The organism is Streptomyces sp. 2-1 (assembly GCF_048564895.1).
GTDB lineage: Bacteria > Actinomycetota > Actinomycetes > Streptomycetales > Streptomycetaceae > Streptomyces > Streptomyces phaeochromogenes.
In genome coordinates this window covers 6,406,317-6,419,104 of record NZ_CP183383.1, presented here as the reverse complement: position 1 = coordinate 6,419,104, position 12,788 = coordinate 6,406,317, and the positions used below count along the sequence as shown (strand labels likewise).

Genomic DNA, 12,788 nt, shown 5'->3' with positions numbered 1-12,788 from the left:
ATGTCGCGCCACCACGAGATCAAGTTCCGCGTCATCACGAAGATCCAGCGATGGGTCGTGAACCCGGTGTCCAGGCTGCTGCCGTTCCAGACGCTGCTGGAGACCACCGGCCGCAAGTCGGGGCTAGCGCGACGGACTCCGGTCGGCGGGCGACGGGTCGGCCAGGAGTTCTGGATCGTCTCCGAGTACGGCGACAAGTCGCAGTACGTACGCAACATCCAGGCGAACCCGACCGTCCGGGTCCGCGACAAGGGCCGGTGGCACCACGGCACCGCCCACCTGCTGCACGACGACGACGCCCGCACCCGCCTGAAGTCCCTCCCCCGCGCTAACAGCGCCGCGGTCCGAGCGGTCGGGACGAATCTGCTGACGGTGCGGGTGGATCTGACGGACTGAGGGACCCCGCCCTCCGACGCCGGACGAAACCTGCTAGGCCGCCCCCCGCCAGACCGTCAGGGCGCCGTTCACGAAACCGATGTCCGGCAGCGCGGTCGACTTCACGTCGACGACGAACAGAGCGATGTCTCCGGAGGGGTGTTCGATGCAGATCTCGCTGCCGGCCGCCACAATGGCGAGCGGGAGCCTGTGCTCGGCGTCGGCGAGGGTTGCGCGACAGGATTCCAGGGTTGCGCCCGGCTTCTCGGAAGGCACCCAGTCGATCAGACTCGTGTCGCTCTCCAGCGCGCAGGTCTGCCCGCAGACGAAGCGGATGTCCCCCTTGCGTTCCTTGGCGCTCCTGTCGTCCTTGATGTCTTTGGCGTCCTTGAGGTAGCGGTAGGGATCCTTGAGATCCAGGGGTTTCGTCGCGTTCATCATCGCCAAGGGGTACGCGATCGGTTTCGGCGACTCGGAAGCGGTCGAGGAGGGGCGCGAGCCTCCTGATGTCCGGCCACCGCTTCCCGACCCCGAGGACTGCGCGGACGCCGATGACGATGACGATGCCGACGACCGTTCGGACGCCCCCGAGCCGGACGTCGAGGACCCGGCCGCGTTCCGGTCGCGGAGCCGGTCCGACATGTCCAGGGTCGTCCATGCCACGCCCGCCGACAGCAGCGCACCCACCGTCACCAGGGCCGAGAACACCCTGGTACGCCGCCGGCGGGCCCGCCGCCCGTCCGGCACCGTCGGCTGCGGACGCCCCTGCAGTTGCGGCTGCGGGAGCAACGGCATCGTGTGCACGGGGGTCGGGTGCGGGACCGGGGACGGAACCGTGACCTCCGGTCCCATGACCTCCCGCCAGACGGCCGGCCCGGCGCCCGCGTCGGCACCCCGGCCCAGCCGCTGCCGACACCACTCGACGATCTCCGCCGGAGTGGCCCGCTCCCCCGGTTCGGCCGCGAGGCACCGGGCCATCAGCGGACGGAGCTGCGCGGGCAACAGGGACAGGTCGGGTTCCGAGTGCACGATCCGGTACAGCACACCGACCGAGTTGCCCTCCCCGTACAACGGCTCGCCCAGCGCCGCGAACGCCGCCGTCTGGCCGAGCGCGAACACGTCGGTCGCCGCCGTGACCTCACCCCCGGACGCCTGCTCGGGAGCCATGAACTGGGGCGTGCCGACGGTGGCTCCCGTGGCGGTGTGCGAGGTGATGCCGGCGGCCAGCGAGATACCGAAGTCGATCACCCGCGGCCCGTCGGCGGCCAGCAGCACGTTGGACGGCTTCAGGTCCCGGTGCACGATTCCCGCGGCATGGATGGCCTGCAGCGCCTCGGCCACCCCCGCCATCAGCCACAGCACCGCGGGCACCGGCAGTGGTCCGCGCCGGGCGACGGCCTCCGCCAGCGAGGGGCCCGGCACGTACAGCGTGGCCAGCCAGGGCGGTACGCCGTCCGCGTCGCCGTCGATCAACTCCGCGGTGTACGCGCCCCGGACCCGCTGGGCCGCCTTTATCTCCCTGCGGAACCCCCGCCGGAAGACCGGGTCGTCGGCCAGCTCCGGCCGGATCACCTTGATCGCCACAGGCCGACCGCCCTGGGTGTGCGAGAGGTAGACCCGGCCCATGCCGCCCGCACCGAGCCGGGCGGCGAGGCGATAGCCGGCCACCATGGGCGGATCGTCCGCCTGCAGTGGCTGGAACACCTCAGTCGCGTGGTCCATCGGCCCTCGTCCCCTGTCCCCCCGGTCGCCGGAGCGGAAGCACGCTGCCCGGCCACCCCGTCAAGATCGCAAAGATCGTACGAACTGGGAATTCAAGCACGCCGGCGCCGAATTCGTGACCCGGTTCGAGAGTCGCCCCGGCGTTCCCGCGACGGTCGTCGGGTCCGGCAGGGGGTCGTCGGGTCGGGCAGAGGGTCGTCGGGTCGGGCAGAGGGAAGGGAGGAGAGTTGCCTAGCTCCGGGGCGCGTTCGAGAGGCGGTTCAGCCACTCGGTGAGCAGGGCGTCCTCGGCGGGGCTGAGGACCGGGGCCGGGGCCTGGCGGAGGAGGGCGTTGAGACGGGCCGCCGTGGCGGGGAGGCGGGAATCGTCCGCCTCGGGAGCCAATGGATCGGGGGTGGCCGTCGGAGCCGTCATCACGTCCGGGGTGAAGACCATGGTGTGCACCGAGTCCCGTACGCGGCGGGACACCGACCCGTCGGTGAACGTCGCCGGGCGGGAGACCAGCATCAGGGCCACGCCGACGTTGGCGGACATGATGATCTGGGCGGCCAGCTCGGGGGCGAGGCGCAACTTGCCCTGTTCCGCTGCCCGTTGGAGGTCAGCGGTGAGGATGCGGTGGGACTCCAGGGCAGCCGCCGGGGGCGTACGCATCGCCGGTGAATTCATCAGGCGGTACAGGTTCGGGTTGTGCAGGGCGAACTCGACGTGGGTGTCCCAACCGTCCCGCAGGTCCTGGACGGGGTCCGTGCCCGGGGCGCGGTCGCGCTTGGTCGCGAGGTACTTGTCCCAGCCGTGGTCGACGACGGCCGACAGGAGGCCCTCCTTGTCCCCGAAGTGGCGGTAGAGGGCCGGGGCGCCGACCCCTGCCGCCTCGCACACGGCCCGGGTGGAGACGTCCCCGTTCGGCGACTCGGCGACGAGGGCCGCCGCCACTTCGAGAATGCGCGCTTTCGTACTCACGGGAGCGACGCTAACCGAAGGGGCAGCACCGAAGGACACCTGGTCCCCCGGGGACACTTTGCCCCCCGCGGGCACCCGGCCTCCCGAAGAACCCTGACTCTCCGAGGCCGTACGGCCCCCTCTCACGCGGTCGCCCTGTGCGGGGCGAGGAGGTCGTCCAGGCCTATGCGGGTCAGGAACTCGGCGCGGATGCGGTCCGCGACCCGGCTGACCTCCTCCGACCCGTCGTTCGCGGGGTCGACGTGGACCCGGAACGGCCGCTCGCCGGGCGGGGTGTCGACGACCTCGACGATCGCGTCGGCCACCAGGGACGCGGGGGCGTCGGCGGGCGCGAGGGCGGCGAGGCGCTGGGCGACCTGGTCCATCAGGCCCGCGTACCGCTCCTCGTACGCGGGCAGGACCGCCCGCTCGGCGGGGTGGCCGCCGGTCGCGAAGTGGTTGGTGCCGGAGGTGAAGGCGCCGGGCACGACGATGGTCGTCTCTATGCCGAAGCGGGCCAGCTCGGCCGCGTACGACACCGCGAGCGCGTCCATCGCGGCCTTCGCGGCGAAGTACGGCGCGAGGTAGGGCGGGGTACCGCCCCGGGTCGAGGTCGAGCCGATCCACAGCACCAGGCCGTGCTCCTGCGCCCGCAGGTGGGGCAGCGCTGCGCGGTTGACCCGCTGCGTGCCGAGCACGTTCGTGTCGTACACCGCGGCCAGCTCCTCCGGGGTGAAGGCCTCGGTCGGGCCGGTCACCATGTGGCCCGCGTTGTGGACGACCACGTCCAGCGCGCCGGCCTCGGACAGGACCCTGGCGACGGCGGCGTCCGCGGACTCCTGCGAGAGGACGTCCAACTCGACCGTACGCAGATCCACTTGGTGCTCGGCCGCGTACGCCTCGGCCTCCGCGACCCGGCTCGCGTTACGCCCTGCCGTGTCGCGCATCGCCGCGTAGACCGTGTGACCGGCGTCGGCCAGCGCCCGTGCGGCGAGCGCGCCGAATCCCGAACCGGCACCCGTGATGACGATCGTCTTGCCCATGACGGAACTCCTGAGGAGAGAGGGGAAGGAGAGAAGGGGGAAGGTGGAGAGGAGAGGGACGGGGCTTACGCGATGCCGCCGTTGGCGCGGAGCACCTGGCCGTTGACCCAGCGGCCGGCCGGGCCGGCAAGGAAGGACACGACCCCGGCGATGTCGTTCGGCGTGCCGAGGCGCTCCAGCGGCGGCTGGGCGGCCATCCGCGCGATGGTCTCCTCGTCCTTGCCGTCCAGGAACAGGGCGGTGGCGGTCGGGCCGGGGGCCACCGCGTTCACCGTGATGTCCCGGCCGCGCACCTCGCGGGCCAGGATCAGCGTCATGGCCTCGACGGCGCCCTTGCTCGCGGCGTACGCGCTGTAGCCGGGGATGGCGAGGGCCAGCACCGAGCTGGAGAAGTTGATGACCGCGCCGCCCTCGCGCAGCCGGCGCACGGCCTGCTGGTCGACGACGAACGTGCCGCGGATGTTCGTGCGGTGCATCCGGTCCAGGGCGTCGAGGTCGAAGTCCGCGAGCGGGGCCAGTGTCATGACACCGGCCGCGTGGACGACCACGTCGACCCCGCCGTACGTCGACTCCGCGGCGTCGAAGAGTGCCGCCACCTCGGTCTCGTCCGCCACGTCGGCCCGGAAGGCGAGCGCCTGTCCGCCCGCCTCTGTGATCGCCGCGACGGTCTTGTCGGCCTCCGCCTGGTTCCCCGCGAAGTTCACGACGACCGCGAAGCCGTCCGCCGCGAGGCGCTCCGCGGTCTCGCGGCCGATACCGCGGGATCCGCCGGTGACGATCGCGACGCGGGGGGATGTGGGGGTGGGGGTGGTGGGCTTCTGGTCGCTCATGACGGTGCTCCTGTCGTGGCGGGGGAGCGGGTTTCGCTCCCTGACAGAAACAACGCTAACACCGATTCCGTAGCAACGCTACCTTTGCCGTAACGTCGCTACGGTGTTGTGGTCCGGAGGAGGTTTCGCCCCCGCCGCCCCTACCCATTCCCGTCCCTTAATCAGGGGCTCCGCCCCCGAACCCCCAAAAGACTGCGCAGTTCCCCGCGCCCCTAGGTTTTCAGGGGCGCGGGGAACTGCGCAGCCCAGCCACGACTCACCCGTACGCATTCCACCCCGCAAGCCCTCGCCCACTCACGGTCAACCCACCCAACCCCCATCAGCCCCGCCCACCCACTCAGCCCGTCCGGCGCTTGAGGACGAGGCCGTTCAGGCCGATCTCCCCGCCCACCCCTGTCAGCCCCGCCCCACCCACTTAGCCCGTCCGGCGTTTGAGGACGAGCGCGTTCAGCGCGATGCGGGGGTCTGGGGGCGGAGCCCTCAGGGGACAGGAATGGGTAGGGGCGGCGGGGGCGAGAACGGATCAGCCGGGCCACACCAATGACTGGAGCTCCGAATACGCGTGCAGGGCGTACGAGCCGACATCTCGGCCCACCCCGCTCTGCTTGAAGCCGCCGAACGGCGCCTCCATGTTCCGGCCGACCGTGTTCACCCCGACGCCACCGGCCCTCAGCTGCCGGGCCACGCGGAAGGCGCGGGCGACGTCGCCGGACCAGACGTAGTCGATGAGGCCGTAGTCGCTGTCGTTGGCAAGGGCGACGGCCTCCTCCTCGTCGTCGAAGGGGAGGACCACGACGACCGGGCCGAAGATCTCCTCGCGGACGACCCGCATGTCGGGCGTGCAGTCGGCGAGGAGGGTCGGGGCGACGTAGAACCCCCGGTCGGACGGCGGCCGTTCACCGCCCGAGACCACCCGCGCCCCCTCCTTGCGGCCCAGTTCGACGTACGACTCGATCCGGTCCCGGTGGGCGGCGGAGATGACAGGCCCGACGACCGTGTCCTCCGCCCGCGGGTCCCCCACCTTCAAATACCCTGCGTACGCCGCCAGTTGCGCCACCAGCCGGTCGTACACCGCCCGCTGCGCGAGCACCCTCGTCGGGGCCGTGCAGATCTGGCCGCTGTAGAACGAGAAGGTGGTTCCGATGCCCCGGACCGCCGACTCCAGGTCCGCGTCGTCGAAGACGACCGCCGCGCCCTTCCCGCCCAGCTCCATCAACTGCCGTTTCATACCGCGCCCGCACACCTCGGCGATACGCCGCCCGACGGCGGTCGAGCCGGTGAAGCTCACCATGTCGACGTCGTCCGAGTCGACGGCCGCCTCACCGACCTCCGCACGCGAACCGCTGACGACGTTCACGACCCCGGGCGGCACACCCGCGGCCTCCAGCGCCTGAGCCATCCGGTACACGGACAGCGGGTCCTGCGGCGCGGGCTTCACGACGACGGTGTTGCCCATCGCGAGCGCCGGGGCGATCTTGCCGGCCGGGTTCGCCCAGGGGTTGTTGTACGAGGTGATGCAGGTGACCACGCCGACGGGCTGGCGCACGGCAAGGGCGCCCATCACGGCCGCCCTGCCGAACGGGCCCGCCTCGTTGATCTGCGGCGGCAACGGCTCCTCGACGGGCTCCACGCGCGCGTACCGCTGGAAACGGGCCGCCCCGACACCCACCTGCATCCCGCGCGCGGTACCGGTCGTGGCCCCGGTCTCGGCCTGGGCCAGCTCGGCGTACGGGACGAGGTTGCGCCGGATCTCCTCGGCCGCCCGGTGCAGGACCGCGGCCCGCTCCTCGGGTGCCGTGCGTGACCATGACCGGAAGGCCTCGCGGGCCGCGCCTGCCGCCGCGTGCACCTGATCCCGCGAGGCCTCCGGAGCCAGCCCGACGACCTCCTCGGTCGCCGGGTCGATCACCTCGTAGTGGCCGCCGTCCGGCTCCACCCACGAGCCGCCGATGAACAGCCGCTGCCCGTCCGTCACTTGGCCCCCCACACCCGCCGTCGCCGTGGTCACCGTCGTCGTCGCGTCACTTCGTGCTCACCGTTCGCGTGTCCCGGCCCGATCGCAGCACCTTGCCCGGAACGGCCCCCGACACCACGTCGCCCCGTATCGCCTCGACTCCGTTGACCCAGACGGCCGTTATGCCGATCGCCTTCGAGTCGAGGCGCGGGCTGTCTCCCGGCAGGTCGTGCACCAGGGTGGCCTTGCCGGCGTCGATGCGGTCCGGGTCGAAGAGCACGAGGTCCGCATGGAAGCCCTCCGCGATCCGTCCGCGCTCACGCAGTCCGAAGAGCCGCGCAGGGTCGTCCGTGAGCATCTTCACGGCCTGCTCGAGAGTCGTCAGCTTCCGGCCCCGCAGGCAGTCCCCGATGAACCGGGTCGTGTACGGCGCACCGCACATCCGGTCCAGATGGGCGCCCGCGTCCGAGCCGCCGAGCATCACGTCCTCGTGCCGCCACGTCTCCTGCCGCAGCGACCACGAGTCGGGGTCGTTGTCGGTCGGCATGGGCCAAAGAACCGTACGCATACCGTCGTTGGCGCAGATCTCGATGATGCACTCGAAGGGTTCCTGGCCGCGCTCGGCCGCGATGTCCCGTACGACCCGCCCGGTCAGCCCCTCGTTCTCCGTGCTGTAGGTGTCGCCGATGACGTACCGCCCGAAGTCGGCGAGGCGCCGGAAAACGCCGGCCTCCTTGGAGTCGGCCCGCCGCAGCATCTCGCGACGGACCACGGGGTCCCGCAGCTTCGCGATCCGCTCGGGCACGGGGAGGCCGAGGACTTCCCCCCACCCGGGTATCAGGTTCAGCGCGCAGAAGGTCCCCAGCGACATGTTCATCGGCGTGAGGATCGGCATCGTCAGCGCCACGATCCGCCCACCGGCCTTACGGGCCCGCTCACTTGCCGCCAGCTGACGCGGAACCCGCTCGGGGACGGCGGCGTCGATCGTCAGGACGTTCCAGTTCAGCGGGCGTCCCGCCGCCGCGCTCATCTCCACGAACAGATCGATCTCGTCGTCGCTGAACTGGTCGAGGCAGCCCGCCACGATGGCCTCGATCTGCGTGCCCTCGTGATCGCCCACCGCCCGGGAGAGCGCGAGCAGTTCGGCCGGCTTGGCGTGCCGCGAGGCGACGGGCTTCCCGTCCCCGTCGGAGTGGGTGGAGGACTGCGTGGTGGAGAGCCCCCAGGCACCGGACTCCATCGCCTCGTGGAAGAGCGCGAGCATCTGCTCCAGCTGCTCGGGCGAGGGCTGCCCTCCGACGGCATCCGGGCCCATCACATACCGCCTGAGCGCGCAATGCCCCACCATGAAGCCCGCGTTGACCGCGATCCGCCCCTCCAGGGCATCCAGATACTCCCCGAAGGAATGCCAGCTCCACGGCGCCCCCTCCTCCAGCGCGACCAGCGACATCCCCTCGACCTTGGACATCATCCGCCGCGTGTAGTCGGCGTCCTCCGGCCGCGCGGGGTTCAACGGCGCAAGCGTGAACCCACAGTTGCCACCGGCCACCGTCGTCACCCCATGATTGAGCGAGGGCGTCGCATACGGATCCCAGAACAGCTGCGCGTCGTAGTGGGTGTGGGGGTCCACGAACCCGGGCGCGAGTACGAGCCCGCTCGCGTCCTCACTCGTACGGGCTTCCTCGGTGACCTGGCCGATCACGGCGATCCGCCCGCCCCGTATCCCCACGTCAGCGGTATAGGAGGGCGCACCCGACCCATCCACGACGGTCGCGCCCTTGATCAGATGGTCAAGCATGCTTACGCCCCTCTCCGGCTCACTCAACTAACTGCCGCCACACTGACGCGCCCTGTTCTTTTAGGGGCGCGGGGAACTGCGCACCCAGCAACAGCGAACCCGCACCCGAAAACGAACCCCTCACACGGCCTGCCGGAAACGGCTGGTCCGATGCACAGGATCCGTATCGATCTTCGGAATCACGTGCTCCCCGATCAGCCTGATCGTCTGCAGCGTCTCCTCCTTGGGCACACCGACCGGCAGACCAAAACTGAGTTGGTCGGCGCCCGCCTGCTCCCACCGCTTGCACTGCGTGAGCACCTCGTCCGGATCCCCGCAGATCAACAGCTCCTCGGCGATGAGCAGTTCGATGAACTCCTCGTTGTACTCGGGCAGCGTCTCCGGCCACACGGGGAACCCCTCGGGCCGGGGGAACGTGTCGTGGTAGCGGAACACCAGCGACGGCAGATAGTGCAGACCGCCGCCCACGGCGATCCGTATCGCCTCGTCGTGCGTGGGCGCGCAGATCGCAGTCGTCGTCACCATCACGTTGTCGTTGACGAAGTCCCCGATCGGCTCCGCCTCCACCACCGCCGTCTTGTACTGCTCAAGGACCCACTCCATGTCGGAGACCTTCTGCACGCTGAAGCCGAGCACCCCGAGCCCCTTGCGGGCGGCCATGGAGTACGAGGGCGGCGACCCGGCGGCGTACCACATCGCGGGGTGCGACTTCCCGTACGGCTTGGGCAGGACCTTGCGCGGCGGCAGCTGCCAGTGCTTGCCCTGGAAGCCGACGTACTCGTCCTGGAGCCACATCTTGGGGAACTCGGCGATGGTCTCTTCCCAGATCTCCTTGGTGTAGTTCATGTCGGTGATGCCGGGGAGGAAGCCGAGGATCTCGTGCGAGCCGGCGCCGCGTCCGCTGCCGAACTCGAAGCGGTTCTCGGTGAGATGGTCGAGCATGGCGACCTTCTCGGCGACCTTCACCGGGTGGTTGACCTGGGCGAGCGGGTTGAAGATGCCCGAGCCGAGGTGGATGCGGTCGGTCGCGTGCGCGAGATAGCCGAGGAAGACGTCGTTCGCGGAGAGGTGGGAGTACTCCTCCAGGAAGTGGTGCTCGGACGCCCACGCGTACTTGAAGCCGGACTTGTCCGCCTGGATGACGTACTCGGTCTCCTCCATCAGCGCCTTGTGCTCCGCGAGCGGATCGGTCTCGGCCCGCTTGCCCACGTATCCCTGTACAAAGAGCCCGAATTCCAAGGAGGTTCACCGTCCCCTGTCCGTCATCCTGCCGAACCTGACGAACCGTCAGATCCATCTGCCGCCGACTGTTGCACCGCGCCCGCGAGGCGTCAATACCTGATGGACCGTCACATGACGCTCACACCCGCCAGCCAGCCCCCGTCGATCACGAACGGCTGTCCGGTGATGTACGAGGAGTCCTCCGAGGAGAGGAAGAGGGCGAGCCGGGCCACCTCCTCGGGCTTCCCGATCCGGCCCATCGGCACGAGCTTGCGGTAGAGCCGCTCCACACCGGCCGAGGACGCCTCGACGTCCGCCGCCGGGTCGAGCAGGGCCGGGTTGCTCATCGCGGTGTCGATGGCGCCCGGACAGACGGCGTTGACCCGGATGCCCTTGGGAGCCAGCTCCAGCGCGGCCACACGCGTGAGGCCGACGATCGCGTGCTTGGTCGCGCTGTACGCGCCGACGTACGCCATGCCGGTCACCCCGGTGTACGAGGCGGTGTTGACGATGGTCCCGCCGCCGGCCGCCTCGATCTCGGGGGCCAGGGTCTTGATGCCGAGGAAGACGCCGACCTGGTTCACCTGCACGACCTGCATGAACTCGTCGAGGGGCGTGTCGACGAGGGAGTTGAAGCGCAGGATGCCCGCGTTGTTCACCAGCCCGTCGACCTTCCCGTACGCCTCCTTCGCGGCGGCAACCGCGGACGCCCAGTCGGCCTCCCGGCTCACGTCCAGGTGGACATGGAGCGCGCCCAGCTCCTTGGCCAGCTTCTCCCCCTGGTCGTCGAGCACGTCCGCGACGACGACCCTGGCGCCCTCGGCCGCGAAGAGCCGCGCCTCCTGCTCGCCCTGGCCTCGTGCGGCGCCGGTGACGAGTACGACCCGCCCGTCGAGCTTGCCCATCGGTTTCTCCTTCGGGGACGCGGACGCGTGAACCACTTCTGACGCGCCGTCACACGGGTGACGAGCATGCCCATGGTCGTATCTGACACACCGTCAGGCAAGGGGGCGAGAACCCCCGGAGGTTTCGTGGTGTGTCGCAATGCACACGTCAAGTAACCGGCCGGTAGGGACATTTGACTCTGTCGGGCCCGCTGAGGCGGACCAATAATCCTTTCTCGGCAAGGCAAAGAAGCCCCCAAGGACGGAGCAAGGCATGGCCAAGAGGGCCTTGAAGAACAAGAAGATCCGGCTCGTCGCCATTGGGTCCGCACTCGCCACCGGCGCGGCGGTCGTCACCCTGCTGCCCTCGGCGAACGCGGCCGAGGAGAAGACACCTGAGCAGATCATGACGATGTGCGAGAGGTCCGCGGTCGTCAGCGGCGAAAAACGGTCGGTCGAGGATTTCGGAGGCGCCTTCGCGGACGGATTCCAGGCCGACAACTGCGATTTCGCCGAGACGAATTTCGAGACCTTCGACGGCCCCAAGGAGAAAGCCTCGATCGACTTCCCGAACTGCGAGCCGAACGCCACCGACCCGGCGAAGGTCAGCATCACCTGGAAGGCGACCGTCGGCCAGGGCGAGGGCAAGTACACCGCGACACAACAGGGCGCCGGCGGAGGCCTCTTCGGCTTTCTGAGCGGGTCCTGGCTCAAGCACAAGGGCACGACCGACCTGACCATCAAGTCGGTGACGGCCGGCGACACGGAGACGCGGGAAGTCCCGGTCGGCAAGGTCCTGCACATGGAGTTCACGCCGAAGATGCAGCGCATGACAGGCGAATGGCGTGTACGGATCGACGCCGATCCCGGGAGCTTCGCCGTCAATCCCAGCCCCGAGCAGAACTTCGCGGCGCCCGAGGTCATCGAGGGGCCGGTCGTCCTGGCGGGAGCCGCCGGCGCCCCCGGAATCGCGGACGGGGTGGCCAAGCCGGTCCTGACGGACTGCTGACGGCGCCCGGTCGCCCACTGCCGACGGGCCGCCGACAGCCCGGTCAGCCGTGGCCGACGAACCCCGTCACCCGACTCCCCTCCCCCCACTTCCCCCAAGGAGACGCACCATGACACGCACCGGCCGCAAGGGACATCACCGGAGCAAGAAGAAGCGCATCGTCCTCATGCTGGCCCCGGTGGTGGCCGCCGCGGTGGCCGTTCCGCTGATGAACCAGGCGGGTGCCGCCACCCCCTCCGAGGTGTCCAAGGACTGCGCGGAGGACTCCGCGAAGCTGGACAACTGTGAATTCGTCGACGTCCAGGTCAAGAGGAACAGCCTGGGCGCGAACAAGCGCGTTTCCACCGTGACGGACAACTGCGGATCCACTACCGCCGCCACGAAGGACTTCAGCGTGTCGGCCTCGGTGACGAGGTCCATCACCCTTGAGGACGGGTTCACGGCCGCCGCGGACTCGAAGCTGGGCAACTCGTTCTTCGAGATAGGCGCCAAGTTCAACACGACGGAATTCAGCATCAAGCGTGACGACACGGGAACCGGATTCGACTTCTCCAGGACCGACACCGTCAAAGCCGACCACCTCGGGTTCTTCATGTGGTCCGAGAAGCGCACCGATGTGAGCGGATTCCTCAAGGCCACGTACAAGGAGGAGCAGAACGGCCAGAAGGTGTTCTTCTCCCCCAGCGAGGGCGGCACGAGCGTGCACGTCTTCTATCCGCAGCTTCTGAAGAACGGCACCCCTGACGGCCGCCTCTGGCTGCGCAACGTGAAGTGCGGAACTCCCGAGGCGAGCGGAATCCAGAACTCGTCGAACAGCATCCGCACGGAACCCGGATTCGAGGAGGGCGGCGCGAACGTGGCGGACGTCGAGATCCCGCTGTCCGAGATCCCGGCGCCGTAGGCGGGAGCGACAGCCGCACAGCGGGCGCGACCGCCGTAATCGGGAGCGAACGCGATGACGTACGGCAACGGCACCAAGGCACGAACGGCCCCCGCGAATCACGCGGGGGCTT

At 69.7% G+C, this 12,788-nt stretch carries 11 protein-coding genes; 3 read left to right on the top strand and 8 right to left on the bottom strand.

All coding sequences use genetic code 11. The annotated features are described in order from the left end of the window. Nucleotides 1-396, top strand: coding sequence for a nitroreductase/quinone reductase family protein (locus ACN20J_RS28495; protein WP_190229039.1), 396 nt, complete (start codon nucleotides 1-3; stop codon nucleotides 394-396). 33 nt (nucleotides 397-429) lie between these two features. On the opposite strand, the gene ACN20J_RS28490 is transcribed toward ACN20J_RS28495, so the two are convergent. The 8 genes from ACN20J_RS28490 to ACN20J_RS28455 all read right to left on the bottom strand — a co-directional run bounded on the left by ACN20J_RS28490 (nucleotide 430) and on the right by ACN20J_RS28455 (nucleotide 10,787). Then, nucleotides 430-2,097: a serine/threonine-protein kinase gene (locus ACN20J_RS28490; RefSeq protein ID WP_190229038.1), complete on the bottom strand. Its 1,668-nt coding sequence runs from the start codon at nucleotides 2,095-2,097 to the stop codon at nucleotides 430-432. Nucleotides 2,098-2,328: 231 nt separating this feature from the next. Then, entirely contained in the window at nucleotides 2,329-3,057 is a 729-nt protein-coding gene (locus ACN20J_RS28485; RefSeq protein WP_190229037.1) for a TetR/AcrR family transcriptional regulator, read from the bottom strand. A 122-nt stretch (nucleotides 3,058-3,179) separates the two neighbouring features. Then, nucleotides 3,180-4,079, bottom strand: a complete 900-nt coding sequence (locus tag ACN20J_RS28480) for an SDR family NAD(P)-dependent oxidoreductase (RefSeq protein ID WP_190229036.1) — start codon at nucleotides 4,077-4,079, stop codon at nucleotides 3,180-3,182. Nucleotides 4,080-4,144: 65 nt separating this feature from the next. After that, on the bottom strand, nucleotides 4,145-4,909 hold the full coding sequence (locus tag ACN20J_RS28475) for an SDR family oxidoreductase (RefSeq protein WP_190229035.1): 765 nt from the start codon (nucleotides 4,907-4,909) through the stop codon (nucleotides 4,145-4,147). A gap of 523 nt (nucleotides 4,910-5,432) precedes the next feature. Further along, nucleotides 5,433-6,884 carry an aldehyde dehydrogenase family protein gene (locus ACN20J_RS28470; RefSeq protein ID WP_190229034.1) on the bottom strand — a complete coding sequence of 484 codons (1,452 nt, stop codon included), beginning with the start codon at nucleotides 6,882-6,884 and terminating at the stop codon, nucleotides 5,433-5,435. Between the two features lie 46 nt (nucleotides 6,885-6,930). Beyond that, a complete protein-coding gene (locus ACN20J_RS28465) occupies nucleotides 6,931-8,661 on the bottom strand; it encodes an N-acyl-D-amino-acid deacylase family protein (protein ID WP_419667103.1) in 1,731 nt (576 codons plus the stop codon). Between the two features lie 120 nt (nucleotides 8,662-8,781). After that, nucleotides 8,782-9,900, bottom strand: a complete 1,119-nt coding sequence (locus ACN20J_RS28460) for an LLM class flavin-dependent oxidoreductase (protein WP_189836963.1) — start codon at nucleotides 9,898-9,900, stop codon at nucleotides 8,782-8,784. 110 nt (nucleotides 9,901-10,010) lie between these two features. Further along, the gene (locus ACN20J_RS28455; RefSeq protein ID WP_419667102.1) at nucleotides 10,011-10,787 is read right to left on the bottom strand and encodes an SDR family NAD(P)-dependent oxidoreductase; all 777 of its coding nucleotides are present in this window, start codon (nucleotides 10,785-10,787) and stop codon (nucleotides 10,011-10,013) included. 253 nt (nucleotides 10,788-11,040) lie between these two features. Here ACN20J_RS28455 and ACN20J_RS28450 point away from each other — a divergent pair, with 253 nt between their 5' ends. Both ACN20J_RS28450 and ACN20J_RS28445 read left to right on the top strand, forming a co-directional pair. Next, nucleotides 11,041-11,775: a hypothetical protein gene (locus ACN20J_RS28450; RefSeq protein ID WP_189836961.1), complete on the top strand. Its 735-nt coding sequence runs from the start codon at nucleotides 11,041-11,043 to the stop codon at nucleotides 11,773-11,775. Between the two features lie 109 nt (nucleotides 11,776-11,884). Continuing rightward, complete coding sequence (locus tag ACN20J_RS28445; protein WP_419667101.1) at nucleotides 11,885-12,676, top strand: hypothetical protein; 792 nt, start codon at nucleotides 11,885-11,887, stop codon at nucleotides 12,674-12,676. Nucleotides 12,677-12,788: the final 112 nt, after the last annotated feature.

Coding starts and splice junctions, on each gene's coding strand:
- ACN20J_RS28475 (WP_190229035.1), bottom strand. CDS start 4,909: ATGAGCGACCAGAAGCCCACCACCCCCACCCCCACATCCCCCCGCGTC.
- ACN20J_RS28495 (WP_190229039.1), top strand. CDS start 1: ATGTCGCGCCACCACGAGATCAAGTTCCGCGTCATCACGAAGATCCAG.
- ACN20J_RS28455 (WP_419667102.1), bottom strand. CDS start 10,787: ATGGGCAAGCTCGACGGGCGGGTCGTACTCGTCACCGGCGCCGCACGA.
- ACN20J_RS28450 (WP_189836961.1), top strand. CDS start 11,041: ATGGCCAAGAGGGCCTTGAAGAACAAGAAGATCCGGCTCGTCGCCATT.
- ACN20J_RS28490 (WP_190229038.1), bottom strand. CDS start 2,097: ATGGACCACGCGACTGAGGTGTTCCAGCCACTGCAGGCGGACGATCCG.
- ACN20J_RS28465 (WP_419667103.1), bottom strand. CDS start 8,661: ATGCTTGACCATCTGATCAAGGGCGCGACCGTCGTGGATGGGTCGGGT.
- ACN20J_RS28480 (WP_190229036.1), bottom strand. CDS start 4,079: ATGGGCAAGACGATCGTCATCACGGGTGCCGGTTCGGGATTCGGCGCG.
- ACN20J_RS28445 (WP_419667101.1), top strand. CDS start 11,885: ATGACACGCACCGGCCGCAAGGGACATCACCGGAGCAAGAAGAAGCGC.